General features: G+C 71.6%; 17 protein-coding genes. 9 read left to right on the top strand and 8 right to left on the bottom strand.

Going from position 1 to position 19264, the window contains the following annotated elements; genetic code table 11:
• Window positions 1-59: 59 nt before the first annotated feature.
• Window positions 60-320: a DUF2530 domain-containing protein gene (locus AB0H54_RS17280; protein WP_355271106.1), complete on the top strand. Its 261-nt coding sequence runs from the start codon at window positions 60-62 to the stop codon at window positions 318-320.
• Here AB0H54_RS17280 and AB0H54_RS17275 read toward each other — a convergent pair.
• Window positions 317-2365 (bottom strand): neutral/alkaline ceramidase, encoded by a 2049-nt coding sequence (locus AB0H54_RS17275; RefSeq protein WP_357346371.1) that lies wholly within the window; start codon window positions 2363-2365, stop codon window positions 317-319. The genes AB0H54_RS17280 and AB0H54_RS17275 overlap by 4 nt on opposite strands.
• 131 nt (window positions 2366-2496) lie before the next feature.
• On the opposite strand from AB0H54_RS17275, the gene AB0H54_RS17270 reads away from it, so the two are divergent.
• Window positions 2497-3111: a TetR family transcriptional regulator gene (locus AB0H54_RS17270; RefSeq protein ID WP_357346370.1), complete on the top strand. Its 615-nt coding sequence runs from the start codon at window positions 2497-2499 to the stop codon at window positions 3109-3111.
• On the opposite strand, the gene AB0H54_RS17265 is transcribed toward AB0H54_RS17270, so the two are convergent.
• Window positions 3108-6029, bottom strand: a complete 2922-nt coding sequence (locus tag AB0H54_RS17265) for an ATP-binding protein (RefSeq protein WP_357346369.1) — start codon at window positions 6027-6029, stop codon at window positions 3108-3110. The genes AB0H54_RS17270 and AB0H54_RS17265 overlap by 4 nt on opposite strands.
• A gap of 44 nt (window positions 6030-6073) precedes the next feature.
• On the bottom strand, window positions 6074-7903 hold the full coding sequence (locus AB0H54_RS17260; protein ID WP_357346368.1) for a DUF3027 domain-containing protein: 1830 nt from the start codon (window positions 7901-7903) through the stop codon (window positions 6074-6076).
• Window positions 7904-7920: 17 nt separating this feature from the next.
• On the opposite strand from AB0H54_RS17260, the gene AB0H54_RS17255 reads away from it, so the two are divergent.
• From AB0H54_RS17255 to AB0H54_RS17245, 3 genes are all read left to right on the top strand, one after another.
• Window positions 7921-8697, top strand: a complete 777-nt coding sequence (locus AB0H54_RS17255; RefSeq protein WP_357346367.1) for a glutaminyl-peptide cyclotransferase — start codon at window positions 7921-7923, stop codon at window positions 8695-8697.
• Between the two features lie 68 nt (window positions 8698-8765).
• Entirely contained in the window at window positions 8766-10550 is a 1785-nt protein-coding gene (locus AB0H54_RS17250) for an MFS transporter (RefSeq protein WP_357346366.1), read from the top strand.
• A complete protein-coding gene (locus AB0H54_RS17245) occupies window positions 10547-11062 on the top strand; it encodes a DUF2771 domain-containing protein (protein ID WP_357346365.1) in 516 nt (171 codons plus the stop codon). Before AB0H54_RS17250 ends, AB0H54_RS17245 begins: the two co-directional genes overlap by 4 nt.
• A 48-nt stretch (window positions 11063-11110) precedes the next feature.
• Here the strand turns inward: AB0H54_RS17245 and AB0H54_RS17240 are convergent, their stop codons facing one another.
• Window positions 11111-11530, bottom strand: coding sequence for a cold-shock protein (locus AB0H54_RS17240; protein WP_355271726.1), 420 nt, complete (start codon window positions 11528-11530; stop codon window positions 11111-11113).
• Window positions 11531-11688: 158 nt separating this feature from the next.
• Between AB0H54_RS17240 and AB0H54_RS17235 the strand changes: the two genes are divergently transcribed.
• Both AB0H54_RS17235 and AB0H54_RS17230 read left to right on the top strand, forming a co-directional pair.
• On the top strand, window positions 11689-11937 hold the full coding sequence (locus AB0H54_RS17235; RefSeq protein WP_357346364.1) for a hypothetical protein: 249 nt from the start codon (window positions 11689-11691) through the stop codon (window positions 11935-11937).
• A 373-nt stretch (window positions 11938-12310) separates the two neighbouring features.
• Window positions 12311-12919 (top strand): resuscitation-promoting factor Rpf1 domain-containing protein, encoded by a 609-nt coding sequence (locus AB0H54_RS17230; RefSeq protein ID WP_355271091.1) that lies wholly within the window; start codon window positions 12311-12313, stop codon window positions 12917-12919.
• A 65-nt stretch (window positions 12920-12984) separates the two neighbouring features.
• Here the strand turns inward: AB0H54_RS17230 and AB0H54_RS17225 are convergent, their stop codons facing one another.
• Complete coding sequence (locus tag AB0H54_RS17225) at window positions 12985-13176, bottom strand: hypothetical protein (RefSeq protein ID WP_019044917.1); 192 nt, start codon at window positions 13174-13176, stop codon at window positions 12985-12987.
• Between the two features lie 39 nt (window positions 13177-13215).
• On the opposite strand from AB0H54_RS17225, the gene AB0H54_RS17220 reads away from it, so the two are divergent.
• The gene (locus tag AB0H54_RS17220; protein ID WP_357346363.1) at window positions 13216-15516 is read left to right on the top strand and encodes a helicase-associated domain-containing protein; all 2301 of its coding nucleotides are present in this window, start codon (window positions 13216-13218) and stop codon (window positions 15514-15516) included.
• Window position 15517: 1 nt separating this feature from the next.
• Here AB0H54_RS17220 and AB0H54_RS17215 read toward each other — a convergent pair whose 3' ends face one another.
• Window positions 15518-15982, bottom strand: coding sequence for a hypothetical protein (locus tag AB0H54_RS17215; RefSeq protein WP_355271087.1), 465 nt, complete (start codon window positions 15980-15982; stop codon window positions 15518-15520).
• 157 nt (window positions 15983-16139) lie between these two features.
• Here AB0H54_RS17215 and AB0H54_RS17210 point away from each other — a divergent pair, with 157 nt between their 5' ends.
• A complete protein-coding gene (locus tag AB0H54_RS17210) occupies window positions 16140-16997 on the top strand; it encodes a hypothetical protein (protein WP_357346362.1) in 858 nt (285 codons plus the stop codon).
• A gap of 13 nt (window positions 16998-17010) precedes the next feature.
• Here AB0H54_RS17210 and AB0H54_RS17205 read toward each other — a convergent pair whose 3' ends face one another.
• A complete protein-coding gene (locus AB0H54_RS17205; RefSeq protein WP_357346361.1) occupies window positions 17011-18402 on the bottom strand; it encodes a M1 family metallopeptidase in 1392 nt (463 codons plus the stop codon).
• Window positions 18403-18502: 100 nt separating this feature from the next.
• Window positions 18503-19168, bottom strand: coding sequence for a DUF3239 domain-containing protein (locus AB0H54_RS17200; protein WP_355271082.1), 666 nt, complete (start codon window positions 19166-19168; stop codon window positions 18503-18505).
• Window positions 19169-19264 lie beyond the last annotated feature (96 nt).

Raw genomic sequence — 19264 nt, 5'->3', positions numbered from 1 at the left:
GCAGAACTCTACGGTACGTCCGCGCCACCTGATGTGTTTCACGCGGCTACTGTTTGGGTATGGATAACGGTCACGTCAGCTCGGCGGTCCCCGAACTGCCCCGAAGTCTGGTAGATCCGCGTCCGGTGGTGGTGGCCGGATTCGTCGCCTGGCTCGTCGCGACCGCCCTGGTGTGGCTGAATCCGGCCTGGTCAGAGGCCAGGCCGGTGTGCCTGATGGGGCTGGCGGTCGGCGTGCTCGGCGTCTCGATCTACCTGGCCCAGCTGCGCTCGGCCCGCCGTGGCGACAAGGGCGCGCAGGTGGGTCTGTCGACCGACTAGCCGGTCACCTCGAATTCGGCACTGGTCCCGGTGACCGGACGCAGCGCGCCGTCGGCGCCCAGCGCGTCGGCGTAGTGCACGAACCGGTGCACGCCCGCGGCGGTCGCGGGCACGTCCCAGGTGAACCTGGCGATGGAGACCGCGTCGCTCTCCTTGCGCCAGTGGAATCGCACGTCCCACTCGCCCTCGTTGGCCACCCGCGCCCAGTCGCCCGCGCCGGTGCGGCGCTGCACCTCGAGGAAGGTGTCACCGCGTCGCGGGTTGTGTTTCGGATGGGCCGAGACGAATTCGACCGCCACCCGCTCGCCGGGCGCGCATCGCGCGGGCGGCTGCACCAGGACGTCGCCGAAGCCACGGCCCTGCGGGGTCGCGTCCGGGCCGGGCACGGTGGCGAAGTTCGGCTGGAGCGCGGAGACATCGCGCGGCGCCGGACCGCGCCCGATCGCCCCGCCCGCGACGAACGCGGCGGCCAGCCGGGCGAACTCCTGCTGATACGCGCACAGCGTGTAGCGGCCGAACAGCGTCGAGGCGCCCTCGTACTGCTGCGCGTCGTACTCCTCCGGCGTGGTGACGTACTCGTGGTAGGAGTTCGCGTAGCCCTGCAGCAGCACCTGCTCGGGATCGACACCGAGCACCGCCGCCACCGCCCGCCGCACCCGCAACCCGGCGACGATGGTGAACTCAGCGCCCGCCGCGGCCAGATAGAGCCCGCCGATCCGGATCAGCTGGATCGGCACCACATTCGGCACCCAGGCCACCGGCGGGAGCAGACCCAGCGGCACCGCGACCGCCTTGGGCGCCTGCGCGTCCGCCAGCCACGCCGGATGCGGATGATCGATCCCGCCGAGGAAATCGACCATCGGATTGCGCACGCCCTCGGGAATCGGCCCGCCGGGCAGGCCGGGCCCGTCCTCCACACTGCCCGCGGCCAGCGAAACACCCGCGGCGGCAGCCGAAGTGCGCCGCGGCGCCCCGTCCGGGGTGAAGCGGCCGTCCACCGCGATATCGGCGAGGTCGATGTAGCACAGCGACGCGGAGACCGAGGCCGCCATCGACACCGCGTGCGCGGCAGCCGCTCTCGACGCGTCGTGCTGGCGCTCGCCGAGGATCCTGGTGTTCTCGAACTCGTCGGTGGTCGGTCCGTCGCCAGGACGCAGATTCAGATTGGGCGACATGTCACCGGCATTGGTCTGCGCGAACGCCGCGATGTAGGACGGCGCGCCGTCGAGATGCCGCACGCCGTGCTCGATGTGTTCGGCGGCGAAGCTGGCGTAGCCCTTGTTGTCCGAGCTGATCAGCCGGTTGGCGTTGGTCATGGAGGTGTTGTGGGTGGCGAACCAGGTCAGCGCGCCGACCTCGCGGCCCGCCCTGGTGAAGACCAGCGTGGTCACGGCCGGGTCGATGGCGTCGGGGAAAACCGCGCGCTCGGCCTCGGGATTGCGCTCGAAGGCGACGCGGGACCGGTTCACGCTGGCGTCGTGCAGGGTCGCCCGGCCCAGCGCGATGGCGCCCGGCCCGAAATCGGCGTCGGCGGCGACGATCGCCTCGACGATGCCGTTCACCTCGGCGTCGTAGACCTGCTGCTGAAATCCCAGCGTCGCCAGCGTATAGGCGTAGTCGTGCGCGGAGCCGCCACAACTGGCGTGGGTGTGGGTCGAGGTGAGCACCACATTTCGCTCGGTATAGCGGTCGCCGAAACGCTGCGCGAGGGCGAGCAGTACCCCGCCGTGTACCGAGCCGAACACCGCGCCGTTCTCCACCGCGACGTAAGCGATGCGATTTCCGTCGGCGCCGATCACGAACGCGCGTGCCCGGGGCCGCAGATGAATTCCGGCGGTCGCCTGATCGAGTTGCGAGTAGCCCATCATGCCGCATTCCGCGGCCGGGCCGGTGAGATCGGCGATGCCGAGCCCGAATTCGAATCCGCCCGGTTTCGGATCGGCGCGCGCGGCGGGGGTCGCGGCACCGGTGAGGGCCGAGACGGCGGGCACAGCGGCCACACCCAGGGCCGAGGCGGCCAGGACGGTACGGCGGGACACGGACATCAGGCGACTCCTTCACAACTTCCGTTTCGGAGACAACCACATCAACTGGTCAGATGTCCAGGATTTTCTCGCGGACCGGCGAATTGACTGTTTGCCACGCGGGCGCTTAACTCGCACACGTGTCCTCCCGATTGAGCGTCGAAGAACGACGAGCCCACCTGATCGAGGCAGCGATCGGTCTCGCAGAGAAAAAAGGCGTCGCGGGCGTGACCACGCGCGATGTCGCACAAGCAGCGGGCGTCTCACTCGGTGTGGTGCATTACTGTTTCGAAAACAAGGACGCACTGATGACCGAGCTGGTCAAAGCGTTGTCCATGGAATTGCGCGATTCCGTCGATGCCGATGATTCGCTCTGGGCGGATGCCGGAACCGGAAAAGAAGCGCTTCAGAAATTGGTGCGTTCCGGTTTGGAACTGATGTGGCGCAACATCGAAGCCACGCCGGAGCGTCAGCTGCTCACCTACGAGACCACCACTTACGCCCTGCGCGAGGGTGAGTCGACGCCGGCCAAGATCGCGATCGCCCGCGAGCAGTACGCGTTCAACGACACCACCGTCGCCGACGTCATGGACCACTGCCGGGAAGCCACCGCGACCACCTGGACCACCCCCGTCACCGAGCTGAGCCGGTTCATCCTCAGCGTCATCGACGGTGTGGTGCTGCGCTGGCTCGTCGACGACGACAGCGAGGCCGTGCAGACCCAGCTCGACCTGCTCGCCGCGATGGTGGCCGCGCACGCGCGCTAGCCCCGCGGCACCTGCACGTGCACCGCGTCCTCGGTGTGCCACCACGGCACCCGCACCGTGCCCGTCAGCGCACCGCGCAGATGCACCTCGAGCGTCTCGTGCAGGACCAGCGCGCCCGCGGTGTCCCGCGGTGACCACAGCTGACGCAGCACGACGCCCAGCGCGTCGGCCGCCCAGGTGGTTCGCCTGCCGGTGCCGAGCACCTCGGCGCTGACCTCCTCCGAGACCAGCGGCACGTCCAGCAGGGTCGCCAGCCCCTCGGCGCTGCCCGCGTCCCCGGCCACCAGCCGCTCCGGCGGGACGACCAGGCCGAAGCAGGGCTGGTCCAGGACCAGCACCGTGCTCGCGTCGACGACCGCGCCGGACAGCGCGCGCACCTGCTCGGGCAGATCCAGCTCGCGCGGGTCCAACGCGCCGGATTCGACGGCGGCGGCCAGCCGGGCGTGGGTGTGCGCGATGACCTCAGGCGCGGGGGTTTTCGACGGATCGGCGAGCGCGTCGAGGAGTTCCTCGGCCAGTTCGGCCGACATCACGTCCGGGCGGACCAGCAGCGAGCGCAGCACGTCCAGGTCGGGACCGGTGATGCCGTCGACCTCGAACGCCGGGAGCAGGCCCGCGAATTCGTCGTCGTCGGGGTGGCGCAGGCGGCCCAGGGCGATATCGCCGATGTGCGCGTGCCGGTGCAGCCACCAGGCGGTGTAGCCGTCGCGGTCGGCTAGCAGGGCCCGGGTGCGCGGCTCCGACAGCAGCTGGCGCAGGGCGGTGGGCCAGCGGTTCTCGTCCACCAGATCGAGGTCGCGGACGGCGGCCAGCTCGCGCGGGTCCGCGGAAAGACCGTCCCACCAGGTGTGTTCGTCGTCGAGGTCGTGGTCGGGGCCGACCGGGTCGGGATCGGTGACCACCGCGAAGTCCCAGCCCACGCCGATCGCGCGCAGGGCGTCGGTGCCGTATTCGGCGACCGTGTCGGCGTCGACGGTGCCGAACGGGGAGTCCTCGACCAGCACGGCGGCCAGCGGCGCGCCGGGGAGCAGCAGCTCGTCGGCCGACCGCGGTTCGCCGGTGTCGTCGGGCAGTTCGAGCAGGCCGAGCCAGGACGGGAGCAGCTCCGGGCTGGCGAAGGGCGCCAGCCGCAGTACAGCGTCGACGGTGTCGGGGTCGGCCGGGTCCTGTTCGAGCAGGTCGTGCAGGCCGGGGTCGGTGAGCAGATCCTCCGCGGTGGCGCTGCGGGCGCCGAGCCGGGCCAGCAGGGCATGGGTGGCGTCGGGGTGCACCAGGCGGGCCCAGTGCACCGGAACGGCCACCGTGAGCTGATCGTCGAGGACGACGGTGCGCGGTCCGGTGACGAGCCTGCCGTCGGCCAGCGGCACCGCCAGCGCGCCGAACTCCTCGGCGGTCCTGGTGTCGACCACGAACGGTTCGAGGGCGGCGTAGAACCGCTGCCACCAGCGCGGTTCGCGATCCAGGCCGCTCGACAGCTCGGCCAGCGACGCCGGGCCGAGGCGGTGCACGTCGAGGACGGACAGCTTCTCCTGCTGGGCGCGACCGGAGAGCTCCGGGATCAGTAGGGGGCCGGTGATATCGGCGAGCTGCGCCGCCAATTCCGGTGTGAGGTCCGGGAATACGCTGGCGCGGGTCGGGACAGCGACTTGGTCCGTCGTGACGCCCGAGAACCAAGCATCGAGACGACTTGCGTCGGTGCCGGTGATCCGCCCGGCCTGCGCCTCGACCACGCGACCGGAAGCTTCCGGCAGGTCGAACCCGCCCAGGGCGATGGCCGCGGCTCGTGCGGCGTCCGTCGCGGGTGCCGGGGAGTCACCGGTCGGCGGCGATTCGGGGTCGACGAGCTCCGGGTCCGCGAGCTGGGTGGCGCAGACGGGGAGCCACGGGTTGGTGCGGAGTTCGGTGGTGACGGCTTCGCGGAGGAGGCCGTCGGCCTCGCTGCGGGCGAAGCCGGGGGCCGGGACGAGGACCAGGCGGTCGCGGGGCGGGAGGGCGCGGGCGAAATCGGCGTAGCCCGCGGCCAGTTCCGACAGGCGGGCGCCGGGGAGGAGGCGACGGCGATCGGGCTGCATGGCGATGTCGGCCACCAGGATCGCGGGCAGGGACAGTTCCTCGTCGGAACGGGTGGGCGCGCGCAGCACGTCGGGGGCGGCGGCCACGGGGCGGCCCTCGCGCAGCGGGAGCAGCCAGCGCGCCCTCGGGGTGCGGTACTGCCACCAGCGCCGGGTGGCGCCGTCCGGCTGGGTGACGGCCAGTTCGGTGAGGCCGTCGGCACCGAGATCGGTACCGGTGCTGGTGAATTCGTCGGCGCCGATCCGGATGCGACGCAGGGCGGGCAGTTCCAGCAGCAGGTCGGTCGCTTCCGCGCGCAGGGCGGCGAGCAGGGCGTCGGCGTCGATGTCGTCGCGCAGGTGCACGACGACCTCGGTGTCGGCGCCGGCGACCGGGGTGGTCGGGACGGGCCAGGCCAGGCGCAGCACCGGCGGCTCGATCGTCGGCAGGTCCTCGGGGATCTCGATGCCGATGTCGTGCAACGCGTTCCGGGTCGCGGTCCGGGAGAACCGGATCGAGCCGGTCGTCGACCTGACCTCGATCTCGTCGCCCACCGACCGCACCGCCGTGAAGCCGACACCGAACCGCCCGACCTGCTCCGCCTCGGTCTTCCCGGAGGCACGCAAGGCGGTGAGCGCGTGCACGCCGGAAACACTCAGCGGCGCACCGGTATTCGCGACGTGCAGTCGCCCGTCGAGCACCCGGACGCTCAGCTCACCCGCGACCCCCGCCTTCGCCGCCGCGTCGGCCGCGTTCTGCGCCAGCTCGGTGAGCACCCGATCCCGGTAGCCCGCGGCCACCAGATCCGCCTCGGTCGCGCTGTCCTCGCGCAACCGGGTAGGCGAATCCCGCCAGGCGGCAAGCACTCCGGCACGCAGCTCCGCGGTGCCGAAGGGATCCGCCGATCCGTTCAGCGCGCCACCGACGATCCGTGCTCGTCCACCGAGTCACCCTGGACGGCGTCCGACTCGGCACCCGAAGCCGTTGCGGCCGTGGTGTCTTCGCCCGCCGCGTCGGCGGCAGGGGCGACGTCCTCGGCGGCAATGGCGACGTCCTCGGCGGCAGTGGGGACGTCCGCCGCGACCTCGGCGCCGCCGGCCGCGAGCTCCTCGCCAACAGCGGGGACCTGCTCGGAGTCGGCGTCCGGCGTTTCCACCTCGACAGCAGCGGAAGGTTCACCCTCAGCACCTGAGACCGGTTCGGTCACGGCCGATTCAGCGGCACTATCCGACGCAGCCTCGGTATCCACCGCCAGGTCGGCGGCAGCCGTGTCGGCACCCGCTTCATCGACGGCGGGCTCGGCCACATCGGTCACGGACTCGGTCACCGTGTCGGCGGCAGCCTGCGATTCGGCACCGACCGTCTCGGCACCGACCGTTTCGGCGCCGGACTGCGTCTCCGCAGCGGGCGCGGACTCGGCACCCAGGTCGCCGGTGGCGATCTCGGCAGCGCCGGTCACCGGCTCGGCCGCCGGGGCGGTCTCAGCGACGACCTCGGTAGCACCGGTCCGCGACTCGGCGGTGTCGGCTTCCGTCGCGCCCGAGGGCGCCTCGGCCACGGCCTCGGCGACCACGGCAGCCTCAACCGTGGGTGCCGACTCGGCGGCGACGACCTCGGCGGCCGACTCCGGCTGCGCGCCTTCGGCGAGCGCTGCGCGGGCGGCGGCGGCCGCGTCGACGGCCTCGGCCTCGGCGGTCTCCTGCTGATCGGCGTTTTCGCCGGTCTCGACCGCAGCGCTATCCGTCGCGGTCGCGGTGTCGGTGTCGGTGTCGGTGTCGACAGTGGTCTCGGCATTTCCGGCCGGGGTGGCCACGTCCGCCACGGACACCTCAACAGATTCGGTGGCCGCAGTGGCTTCGGCAGTCGCAGCCGTCGCAGCGGCTTCGGCGGGCGCGGCGGCCTCACCGGTCGCGGCGGCCTCGGCGGGCGCAGCGGCCTCGGCAGCCTCACCGATCGAGGCGTCCTCGGCCGACGGCACGGACTCCGGCGTCGTGCGGACGATCTCGACGAGTTCCACGGCGTGGTCGTCGAACGCCTCGTAGCGCGGCGAACCGTTGCCCGAGGGGGCGATCACGTCGGAGTGGGCGCCGCAGCCGTATTCGATGTGGACGACGTGGCCGTCGGCGCCCATCGCGTTGCCGCAGACGCCGAAGGATTCGCGCAGGGCGCCGGCCAGCGGCAGGAAGAAGCCGCACAGGCCGCAGGTGGAGGGGGCGGCCTTGGCCATCTCGGTGTCGGGGCCGAACTCGGTATACCAGCGCTGGGCCGCCTCGACGCGGCCCTCGAGGCTGAGCACCTGGGTGCGGCCGAGGCCGATCTCGTGACACACCTCGTCGACCACGGGATCGCCGGTCGCGATGTAGCCGGGGACCAGGCGGGGATCGTCGGCGGGCGGGGCGAGCAGATCGCCGGGACCGAGGTCGCCGGGGCGGACCCGCTGCTCCCACGGGATGAAGTCGGGGGCGATCAGGGCATCGGGGCCAGGTAGCAACGCCGACTCGCTGACCGTGGCGTATGTGGCCTCCGGCGGCGCGGCGACCACGACGGCCCACTGCCAGCCGCGGTAGCCGGGCAGGGTCGCCTCGAACCGGTGGGTGGCCGCCGACTCGTCCTCGCCGGACACCCCAAGATGCGCTCCGACCCCGTCGGGCTCCAACTCCACGAGCGCACGACGTGCGACTTCGGCCGCATCGGCCAGAACAGGACGCACGCCGGACTCCGAAACAGATACTGCGCTCACGGCATACATTTTGCCGTATGAAGTGCAATCGGAGTTCGTTGGCCGTCGCTGCGCTGGTCAGCCTGCTCGGTGTAGGGGCTTGCGGGGGCCAGGAACAGCCCGGACCTCCCCGCTGGCGCGTCGAGGTGATCGGCTCGTCACCGCACGATCCGCGGGCCTTCACCCAGGGGCTGGAGGTGGTCGACGGCGTCCGCTACGAAAGCACCGGCATGTGGGGCGTGTCGAGCGCGCGCGCCGCCGATCAGGCGACCGGCGTCGAGACCGCGCGCGTCGATCTGCCGGGCAACCTGTTCGGCGAGGGCATGACGAAGGCGGGCGGGATCGTCTGGCAGATCACCTGGCAGGACCACGTCGCCATCGCGCGCGACCCGGTCACCCTGGCCGAGACCGGCCGCGCCGAGTACGAGGGCGAGGGCTGGGGCGTGTGCGCCCAGCCCCAGCGCCTGGTGATGAGCGACGGCACGCCCACCCTCACCTTCCGCGACCCGGTGACCTTCGCCAAGACCGGTTCGGTGACGCTGTCCGGCTACCCGTCTCCGCAGCCGAACGAACTCGACTGCGCCCCCGACGGCACGGTCTACGCCAACAACTACCCCTCCGACGAGATCCTGCGCATCGATCCGGAGACCGGCCGGGTGCTGGCCGTGATCGAGGCGGGCGGGCTGCTCACCGCGGGCGAGCGCGCGGGCACCGATGTCCTCAACGGCATCGCCCACCTGCCCGGCACCGACCGATTCCTGCTCACCGGCAAGTACTGGCCGCGCATGTTCGAGGTGCGGTTCGTCCCGAAATAGGCGAGCTGTGGCGAACACTGCCGCGCCGCGAGTGAACACGGAGAACCCGCGTGGGCCAGAATTGGACTGTGACTACTCCCCGCGATCCCTCCGGTCCCGACCGTGGTCGCCGGGACGGTAACCCCGCGGGCAGGCATCCCGGCTTCGGGCAGTACCCGCCGCGCGCGGGCACTCCGCGCAAGGTCTTCCCCCGCCCGGACTCGCCCGATCCGCCGACGATCCGGTCGAAGAACCCGTTCCGGCGCGGACGGTCCGAGCCCGACGCCGCCCCGACCGCCCCGCTGCGCGGCCCCGCGCCGCGCGCCAGGCCGGTGCCGCCCGAGCAGGACATCGGCCCGGCGGGCACCCGCCCGCTGCCCCGGCCCGAGGAGCCCGCCGACGACGGGGTCAAGCAGCGGGTACCGCGCAAGCTCACCGTCACCCGGGTCGCGGCCATGCGCAGCCGCGAACTCACCGAACGCGGGTTCGCCACCTTCCAGCGCGCCGCCAAGGCCGACGGCGCCGACCAGTCGGGCCTGACCGCGCTCACCTACGCCACGATGGCCAACTTCGCGCTCGACGCAGCGATCGCCGTCTCGCTGGCCAACACCCTGTTCTTCGCCAGCGCCACCGCCGAGTCCAAGACCAAGGTGGCGCTGTACCTGCTGATCACCATCGCCCCGTTCGCGGTGATCGCGCCGCTGATCGGCCCGCTGCTGGACCGGTTGCAGCGCGGCCGCAGGCTGGCCCTGGCGACGACGTTCGGGCTGCGCGCGATCTTCGCGCTGCTGCTGATCATCGAGATCGACACGTGGGGGCTGTATCCGCTGGCCCTGTGCATGATGGTCGGCTCGAAATCCTTCGCGGTCCTCAAGAGCGCGGTCACCCCGAGGGTGCTCCCACCGGATATCGATCTGGTCCGCACCAACTCCCGGCTGACGGTGTTCGGCCTGGTCGGCGGCACCATCGGCGCCGGTGCGGTGGCCGCGCTCGCCGCCATGATCGCCGGGTCCACCGGCGCGCTGGTGCTGGCCACCGGCATCGCGGTGGCCGGCGCGTATCTGAGCCTGCGGATTCCGTCGTGGGTGGAGGTGACCGAGGGCGAGGTGCCAGCGACGCTGAGCTATCACGGCGACGACGCGCACACCGAGGTGCTCGAACCCGGCACGGAATCCTCGGTGCCCGCCCGGAAACGACGGCAGCCGCTGGGCCGGGCCGTGGTCACCGGGCTGTGGGGCAACAGCTCCATCCGCGTGCTCACCGGCTTCCTGACCTTCTACATCGCCTTCGTCGCCAAGGGCTCGGGCGGCAGCCCGACCGAGCAGGCGGCGATGCTCGCGGTGGTCGGCGTCGCGGCGGGCATCGGCAACTTCGGCGGCAACGCGACCGGGGCCAGGCTGCAACTGGGCAGGCCGTCGCTGGTGGTGCTCGGCTGCACCGCGGCCTGTACCGCGGTCGCGCTGTTCGCGATGTTCACCGGCAATCTGTTCGGCGCGGCGTTCGCGGCGCTGGTCGCCTCCGCGGCGAGCGCGCTGGCGAAGGTGTCGCTGGACGCGGCGATCCAGGACGACCTGCCGCCGGAGTCGATCGCGTCCGGTTTCGGCCGGTCGGAGACGGTGCTCCAGCTGAGCTGGGTGATCGGCGGCGCGGCCGGTGTGCTGTTGCCGATCGAATTCTGGAAGGGTTTCGCGGTGATCAGCGTGATCCTGGTGATCGGCCTGATCCAGACGTTCGTCAGCTACACCGGACATTCGCTGCTGCCCGGCCTGGGCGGCAACCGTCCGCAGCACGCCGAGCAGGAAGTGCCCAACACCCATCCGCACCGGGCAGGCCCGGGTGCGGTTCCGCGAGGGACAGGAGACCCCATCCGGTGAGCAAGCTCAACGTCCGCACGATCGTCGCCCTGGTCGCGGCCGGACTCGTCGCGGTCGCCGCGGTGACCGCGGGCCTGGTGGCCTACGCCGTCTCGAAGGCGCCCGAGTACGAGCCGCAGATCACCGCGTTCGCGCACGGCGAGACCGTCACCGTCGACCCGTTCCTGTACTGCACCGTCACCATGCAGGACTGCCGGTACGGCGAGACCACCGAGCTCGCGACGGTGGCGGGCCTTCCGGTGCAGCTGTCGCTGCCGGACAAGATCGCCGAGTCACCGTGGCTGGTCCAGCTGATCTACCAGCGTCCCTCCGGCGAGCAGGTCGACCGGGTGCTGAGCTTCGCCGACTTCCCCTCGGGCGCACGCGCGCTCACCATCGACACCAAGCCCGAACCCGACCTGCGCCTGGCGGGCATCGAGGTGCAGCTGCCGATCCTGGCCCGCGACACCGCGACCGGCCGCGAGACCTACATCCCGCACGCCGCCTGGTCGATCAGCACCCCCGAGGCCTGAGACGACTCGGTCCCGGACACCGTGGGTGCCCGGGACCGAGGAATCGAATCAGTGGTCGAGTTCGCGGGCGACGGCCCGCACGACCTCGGAGATCCGCTGGGACAGCTTGCGATCCGGGTACTTGCCGCGCCGCAGATCCGGCTGGACCTTGGTCTCGAGCAGCGTGATCATGTCCTCGACCAGGCCGTGCAGTTCGTCGGGCGACTTGCGCGGCCCCGCGTCCTTGCGGGCGGGCTGCTGCGCCTGGTTGCCGCGCACGGTCGGCGGTGCCTCCAGCAGCTTCAAGCTGAGCGCCTGCGGGCCACGACGGCCGGCGGCCATGCCGAATTCGACGCGCTGACCGGGCTTGAGACCTTCGACGCCCTCGGGCAGCGCGGAGGAACGGACGTAGACGTCCTCGCCCTCGTCTTGGGAAAGGAAGCCGAAGCCCTTTTCGACGTCGTACCACTTCACCCGGCCGGTCGGCACTGCGCTCACCCGTTCATCATTCGACACCCGGACCCTTGTGGCCCGGGTTACAGCTGCTTGTCGCGAAAAGAACGCGCCCCACAGCAAGGCAGGACGCGATGTGCTGAGAGTCTACCCCGGTTGCTATAACGCGAGCACATCAGTTTTACGGTGCACCGGTGACCAACTCACCTCCGCCCGCCGCCACTCCGCCGGAGCGCGACCCCCGCCGACCGAGCGATCGCCTGCTGCAACTCGCCCTCGCGCTGTTCGGGATCGGAATCCTGGCGGTGATCGCCATCTTCGTGACACCGATCGTGTCGGACTCGTCGCCGGGGCTGTGGCTGTACCTGCTCGCGATGCTCGCACCTGTCGGCTTCCTGCTCGCCGTGGTGTTCGCGCTGTGGTCGGGCCGACGCGCGCGTTGACGCGTCAACTGGTTACCCCGGCGAATCGATACCCAGACAGCAGTGTGATCCTCGTCACATAACGGGTAGATAACGAACTGAGTGTGCAACCGTCGCGCACACATGGCACCGCGACTACCTGCGCGGACGCCTCGGGGATCACCCTGAGACCACCCCGAGACCCACCCGTACACGCCGGTTACCAAATAGTGACTTTCCCCGCTGTCCGTCGTACCGTTTCTCTCAGCCGGGGCAACCCCCGGAACCACCGGCCCGCCGCACCGAACCTCACCCCGCGGGTACCGGACCCCGATTGGAATCAGGAGTGAGGGCGGACCGGGAGACCTCTCAGTCCGGGCCACATGCAGGTGCGCACGAGAGGAAGAAACCCGATATGAGTGGACGCCACCGCAAGCCGACTTCCACCGGCCGCACTGTCGCCAAGGTCGCCGTCACCGGCGCGATCATCGGCACCGCCAGTGCAGCTTTCGCAGGAAACGCCAGCGCGGCCCCCGACTCCGACTGGGATCGCCTCGCGCAGTGTGAAGCCGGCGGCAACTGGGGCATCAACACCGGCAACGGCTACCAGGGTGGGCTGCAGTTCTCGCCCTCCACCTGGAACGCGCACGGTGGTGGCGAGTACGCCGCCACGGCCAACCAGGCCACCCGCGAACAGCAGATCGTGGTCGCCGAAAAGGTTCTCGCTTCTCAGGGTTGGGGCGCCTGGCCCTCCTGCTCGTCCCAGCTGGGTCTGAGCAGCGGCCCGTCCGAGCGAATCGCCCCCTCCACCCCGAGCTGGGCCCCGCAGGTGACCGTCCCGCAGGTGCAGGATCCGAGCCAGGAAGTGTTCCAGGCCGTCGATCGCGCCCTCTCCGTCGTGCAGCAGCAGGGTGTCGCCGTGCCGCAGCAGGCGCTCGATTTCTTCAACGCCGCCAAGGGCACTCAGCTCGACCCGGCCGTGATCGACTTCTTCGAGGCGAACAAGGGCCTGCTGCCCTCCTGATCGCCCGCGCAGACAACTAGAGCCCGCATCCCTAGGGATGCGGGCTCTTGTCTTTCCCGTCCGAACTACACCCGGTTGATCACCGTCTGCGGGTGGATGTACGGCAGCGACGATGCCGGGACGGGAAACTCGGTGTCCTCACCGAAGGGCGAGAGGTTACCGGCGCGGGTCGCCGACAGTTCGGTCACGGCGTGCTCGCCGTCGGCCACCTGCGGCCAGCCGTTGTCGACGTAGGGTTTCTTCGATTTGTTCACCACGGGCTCATTCTGGCATACGCACAACGTAGGCTGGATCGGATGATCGCGACGGACTCCCTCGCCGATTGGCTCGGTGCGCGCACCGACCCCCAGCTGGTGAAACTGCTGCAGTTGCGGCCCGATCTGGCGGTGCCGCTGCCCGCGTCGATGTCGGTGCTCGCGGTGCGTGCCCAGCAGCGGGCCTCGGTGCTGCGCGCGGCCGACGATCTCGACACCCTCGAATTCGCGATCATCGAGGCGCTCACCGCCAACGAGGACGCCCGCACGATCGGCACCGAGGTCACCCCGCTGACCCGGATCACCCTGCACGCGCAGCTGAAGGACCGGGTCACCAAGACCGCGCTCACCGCCGCGCTGACCCGCCTGCTCGACCGCGCGCTGGTCTGGCAGACCGGCGACGGCCTGCACCTGGCCCCCAGCGCCGCCGAAGCCCTCCCCTGGCCCCTCGGCGCGACGACGGCGCTGCCCGACGCCCTGACCGAGCCGGAGGTCGCCACCGCGCTCACCGCGGCGAGCCCGGCCGAACGCGCGCTGCTGGAGAAACTGGCCACCACGGGTCCGCGCGGGCGCACCAGGGACGCCGCACCCGGCACGGCCCCCGATCGTCCGGTACCGCGGCTGCTGGCGGCCCGGCTGCTGCACCGGATCGACGACGAGACCGTCGAACTGCCGGTGACGGTCGGCCAGATCCTGCGCGGCGAGCCGGTGACCGACCCGCACGCCCTCGCCCCGCCCAAGCCGACGCTGACCAAGCACGCGCCCGCCGAGGTGAACGCGGTCGGCGCGGGCGAAGTCGGTGAGCTGCTGCGCGATTGCGCCGACCTGCTCGACGCGCTGGGCCGACTACCCGCCCCGGCGCTGCGGGCGGGCGGGCTCGGCGTGCGCGAGCTGCGCAGGCTGGCCAAGCAGACCGGCGTCGACGAGACGCGCGCCGGTCTGCTGCTCGAGCTGCTGGCGGCGGCCAAGCTGGTCGAGAAGGGCCTGCCCGAGCCGGTGCCGGAGGTGGACTCCACCGACGACTTCTGGGCCCCGACGCCCGCGGCCGACGCCTGGCTGGACGCGCCGCCCGCCACCCGCTGGGTGCTGCTCGCGCAGGCCTGGCTGGATCTGGACCGGATGCCGTGGATGATCGGGCTGCGCGATGCCGCCGACAAGCCGATCGCCGCGCTCTCGGCGGAACTGCGCATCCCGCACGCGGTACGCGACCGCCACGCGATCCTCGGTCTGCTCGCCGAGTACCCGAGCGGAACCGCGCTGACCGCCACCGATATCGGCAAGCTGCTGGCCTGGCGGATGCCGCGCAGGCGCAGGCATTTCCGGCTCGACGCGGTGAGCGCGACGCTGGCCGAGGCCGCCACCCTCGGCCTGCTCGGGCGCGGCGCGCTCGATTCCGCCGCGCGGGCGCTGCTGCACGGCGCCGACACCAGTGTCGCCGACGCCGAGGCGGAGATGGCCGCCGCGCTGCCGGAGCCGGTCGATCACGTGCTCGTCCAGGCCGACCTCACGGTGATCGCGCCCGGCCCGCTGGTGCCCGAGCTACGCGGCCGGATCGCCTTGGTCGCCGATGTGGAGTCGGCGGGCGCGGCCACGGTCTACCGGGTCGGCGACACCTCGGTGCGCCGCGCGCTGGACGCCGGGATGACCGCCGCCGAACTGCACGCGCTGTTCGCCAACCACTCCCGCACGCCGGTCCCCCAGTCCCTGACATATCTCATCGACGATGTCGCCCGCCGCCACGGTCAGCTGCGGGCGGGCATGGCGCAGTCGTTCCTGCGCAGCGACGACCCGGCGCTGCTCGCCCAGGTGCTGGCCGCGCCGGTCGCCGACACCCTGGCGCTGCGCGCGATCGCGCCCACCGTCGCCATCGCGCTGGCCCCGCTGGGCGAGCTGCTCGAACAGCTGCGCGCGGCCGGTTTCGCACCGGCCGGTGAGGATTCCGCGGGCGCGATCGTCGACCTGCGGCCGCGCGGCGCCCGCATCGCGGTCCGCCCGCTGGCCCGCAAGCCCTATCGCCCGAGCCCACCCAGCGACGAACAGCTCGCGCTGCTGGTCACCGAACTGCGCGCGGGCGAACGCGCCGCCGGTGCCCGCACCGGCCAGTCGGTGCGCGCCGACGGCACCCGCACCGGCACCGCGGCCACCCTGGCTCTGCTCCAGCTGGCCGCCAGGGTGGGCCGCCCGGTGAACATCGGTTACGTCGACGCCCAGGGCGTCGCGAGCCAGCGCGTGGTCGAACCGCTGCGCGTCGGCAACGGCCAGCTCGACGCCGTCGACCCCGTCACCGGCGCGACCCGGCACTTCACCCTGCACCGGATCGCGTCGGTCGCCCTGCTGGATTGAACTAGGCCGGCTTGGCCATGCAGAAGGTGGCCTTGGGGTCGGCGACGGTGCGGAACTGCGTCGCGTCGACGCCGCACTGGAGTTCGTCGGCCACGCCGTCGATGCGCTTGACGACCTTGAAGGTGGCCTCGGGGGCGGTGCAGGCCACGGCCTCGGCGGGGCGCTTGCCCGCGTCGGCGTAGCAGCTGCCCTGGGCGAAGTTCGGCGCCAGGCACAGCGCGGTCTTGGTGTCACCGACCGTGCCGTTGAAGGTGGCGTCGGAGACGTCGCAGGTCAGCGGGGCCGTGCCGACCTGCACGATCCGGTAGTTCGACGTCGCCGCCGCGCAGTCACCGAGCGTGCCGACCATCGCGTCGGCCGCGTTGTCGGTGACCTCGACGCACGAACCCTTGGCGAGCGAAGCGCCCGCCGAGTCGCTGTCCGACGAACAGGCGGCGACCGCCCCGACCAGTGCGACCGTCGCCACGGGGGCGAGCACAACCCGTGCCAGCAGTCGCTTTCCTGGGAACAACACTGAAAACCTCACTCACCGAACGGTTCAGGCGAACATGACCGCCGGTGACGATACCCAAGCCCGTCGCGCCCGCGCTCGGCCCCGTCGAACCCTGGCTACCATCACAAAGATGACCCTCGACGATGTCGCAGGCGAGCTGTACGGCCTGGACCCCGGCGACTTCGTGCCGACCCGCACCGAGCGGGCCGCCCAGGCCCGTGCCGACGGCGACCGCGAGCTCGCCGCGGCCATCACCGCGCTGCGCAAACCGACGGTCGCCGCGTGGACGGTCAACCTGCTGGCCCGGCACGCGCCGCAGGAGATCGCGGCCCTGCTCGACCTCGGCGAGGCCCTGCGCGCGGCCCAGCGCCAGCTCTCCGGCGACAAGCTGCGCGCCCTGGGCACCCAGCGCCAGCAGGTGGTCAACGCCATGACCAAGCGGGCGGGCGAACTGGCCGCCGAGCACGACCGCCCGGCGAGCGACCAGGTGCTGCGCGAGGTCGGCCAGACCCTGACCGCCGCGCTGGCCGATCCCGGCGTCGCCGATCAGGTCCGCGCAGGCCTGCTGCCGACCACCGTCACCTACGACGGCTTCGGCCCGGCCGGGTTGGTCGCGATCACCGGCGGCAAGGCCGCTGCCCCGGCGAAACGCGCGCCTCGCAAGGCCGGGAAATCACCCGCCGACGCCGAGGCGGCCCGCCGCGCCGAGGCCAGGCAGGAACTCGACGACGCCGAATCCGCGCTGGCGACCGCCCGTTCCGCGCGCGACGAGGCCGAAGCCGCCGCCGCCCAGGCGAAGACCGCGCTCGACGACATCGAGTCCCGCATCGATGAGTTGCGCGCCGAGCTCGAGCACGCCGAGCAGCAACGCCATTTCGCCCGCACCGCCGACCATCGCGCCCGGGGCGAATTGACTTCGGCGCGCAGTCGATTCGAGCGGATGCAGCGCTGGGCCGAGCGAGCGCGCGCCCGCGTGGACGAGGACTGACGCGCGGGGTGGGTCAGCGGCCCAGCGTGCCCGGATAGAGGAACGCCTCGCGCGGTGGTGTGGTCGCGTCCAGCCATTCGGCCAGGAACTCACCGAGCGGCAACGAGGTCCGGCTCTGGAGGAACTCCCGGAACTCCGGCATCGAGCCGTGGCCGTCGCGGCGCTCGTTCACGAAATCGTGGACGGCGGTGAAGAACACGTCCTCGCCGAGCAGCTTGCGCAGCGCGTGCAGGAACAGCGGTCCGCGGTAGTAGACCGAGGTGAACTCGTTGCCCGCGCCGGGGCTCGCCAGCGCGACCTCCCAGAACTCCGGATCGTCACGGTATTTCGCGATCTTCTCGCGGTACTTGGTGTCGACGTCGGCGCCATCGATCCGCTCCGGCCACAGGTAGTCGGCGGTGTAGCTGGCGAAGCACTCGTTGAGGCAGATGTCGGACCACTGCCGCACCGACATCGTGTCGCCCCACCATTGATGCGCCAGTTCGTGCACGACCGTGTTCAGGTCGGTCCACGGCGCGTAGGTGGGGCGGGTCTGGGTCTCCAGCGAGAACGGGAGCTCGGCGTCGACGTAGATGCCACCCGCGACATCGAACGGGTAGGGGCCGTACAGGTTTTCGAGGAAGGCGAGGATCTCCGGCAGCCGCTGCTCGTCGTCGCGGTTGCTCTCCGACTCCGGCGCGAAGGCGCTGAGCACGGGTGTGCCGTCGGGCGTGCGCTGTTCGAGGAAGGTGAAGTGGTCGACGGCGATCGTGGTCAGGTACCCGATCACGGGTTGCCTGGTCTCCCAGGTGGTGTGCAGGCGACCGTCGCGCACCTCGTGCCGGGTGCGGTCACCGGTCGACATCACCTCCCACTCGGCGGGCACCGAGGCGTGCAGGGTGAAGGTCGCCTTGTCCAGCGGGGTGTCGTTGAGCGGGTACCAGGTGCTCGCGCTGTGCGGCTGGCCGACGGCGAACGCGCCGCCGCTGGGCGCGTAGGTCCAGCCCTCGCCCTCGGTGTCGGCGGTCGGGCCCGCGTAGTCGACGACGACGCGCATCGGCAGCCCGGCGGGCAGCGGCAGCAGCGGCGTGACGACCAGCTCCTGGTCCTCCTCGCGGGTCCAGCCCGCCGGCTGGCCGTTGATCGTCACCATCAGCACCTCGGGACCGCGGTAGTCGAGGTCGAATCGGGCCAGCGGCTGAGTCGCCCTGGCGTCGATGGTCGCGGTGCCGCGCAGGACGTAGGTGGCCGGGTCGTAGTCGACCGCCAGGTCGTAGTGGGCGACGTCGTAGCCGCCGTTGCCGTCGAGCGGGTAGTAGGGATCGCCGAGCCCCGGCGCCCCGATCAGGCCGGGGTCGGCGCCGATCGGGCGCACGCCCAGCGCCAGCAGGGCGAGCACCGCGCACACTCCGGCCGACCATCGCATCGTCGACTGACACCTTTCGCCTGCTCTGGCTCGGATCTCGCGGACACCTTCCATCGTTCCAGCCGCGCCGCGCAGGTCCTAATATCCGTCGCCCGCGCGCTCAGCCCAGGTCGCCGGGCAGCTGCTGCGGGTCGAGCAGCAGGCGCTTGGTCGCGGTCCGCTTCACCCGCGCGGCCAGCGCCAGGTTCTCGGCGAGCAGCCGCCATTCCCGCTCGGTGATGGCGGCGCGGGCCCGCTCGATGACCAGCCGATCACGGGTGCCCCAGGCGATCGGCATGGCCGTGACCAGCTGCCACCGTTCACCGACCTGCCGGGGCGCGCGGTCGGTGCGGACCGCGACGGCGGGCACCCGCTCCCCCGGCTCGGGCAGATGGCCGGGCAGCGCGCGCACCTTGCGGGTGATCAGCGCCCAGCTGCGCGTCGGCGCGGCGGGCTCGGCGATGTCGACGAGGGCGAGCAGCACGATGCCGGAGTCCTCGGCCTCGGTGACCACGGCGGGCACCAAAGCGCCGTCCTGGTAGAGCTTTTCGATACTGGAGCGATGCGGCGTCCACAGCGCGACCCACAGCGCGATCGCCGCGACCAGCACGCACACGACGGCGAGCAGATACCCCCAGGCCTGCCCGCTCCACAGCAGGGCGGCCGTCGCCGCGACGGCCAGCCCGGCCACCAGCAGGGCCACCACCCGCAACCTGCGTAACCCGGTGAACGTCTCGTTGACCGCATGAGCGTGCTCACGGTCGACCACGAATTCGAAGCGGCGCACGGTTCCTTCCTAGCACAAGTTGCGGAGGAGTTGCCTCCACTTATCTGCCGAGGACTTCACCGCACGGTACCGCGTTCCGACCGGCCGATCGTCGCT

Origin of the sequence: Nocardia sp. NPDC050718, from assembly GCF_040654235.1 — a bacterium.
Lineage (GTDB): Bacteria > Actinomycetota > Actinomycetes > Mycobacteriales > Mycobacteriaceae > Nocardia.
Note: the sequence above shows the minus strand (reverse complement) of the source record. Positions and strands in the feature narration are given on the sequence as shown.

Bases quoted from the DNA above. Each gene is read 5' to 3' on its own strand.
- AB0H54_RS17230 (WP_355271091.1), top strand. From the start codon at position 12,311: ATGAGTGGACGCCACCGCAAGCCGACTTCCACCGGCCGCACTGTCGCC.
- AB0H54_RS17280 (WP_355271106.1), top strand. From the start codon at position 60: ATGGATAACGGTCACGTCAGCTCGGCGGTCCCCGAACTGCCCCGAAGT.
- AB0H54_RS17275 (WP_357346371.1), bottom strand. From the start codon at position 2,365: ATGTCCGTGTCCCGCCGTACCGTCCTGGCCGCCTCGGCCCTGGGTGTG.
- AB0H54_RS17205 (WP_357346361.1), bottom strand. From the start codon at position 18,402: ATGCGATGGTCGGCCGGAGTGTGCGCGGTGCTCGCCCTGCTGGCGCTG.
- AB0H54_RS17220 (WP_357346363.1), top strand. From the start codon at position 13,216: ATGATCGCGACGGACTCCCTCGCCGATTGGCTCGGTGCGCGCACCGAC.
- AB0H54_RS17255 (WP_357346367.1), top strand. From the start codon at position 7,921: ATGAAGTGCAATCGGAGTTCGTTGGCCGTCGCTGCGCTGGTCAGCCTG.
- AB0H54_RS17210 (WP_357346362.1), top strand. From the start codon at position 16,140: ATGACCCTCGACGATGTCGCAGGCGAGCTGTACGGCCTGGACCCCGGC.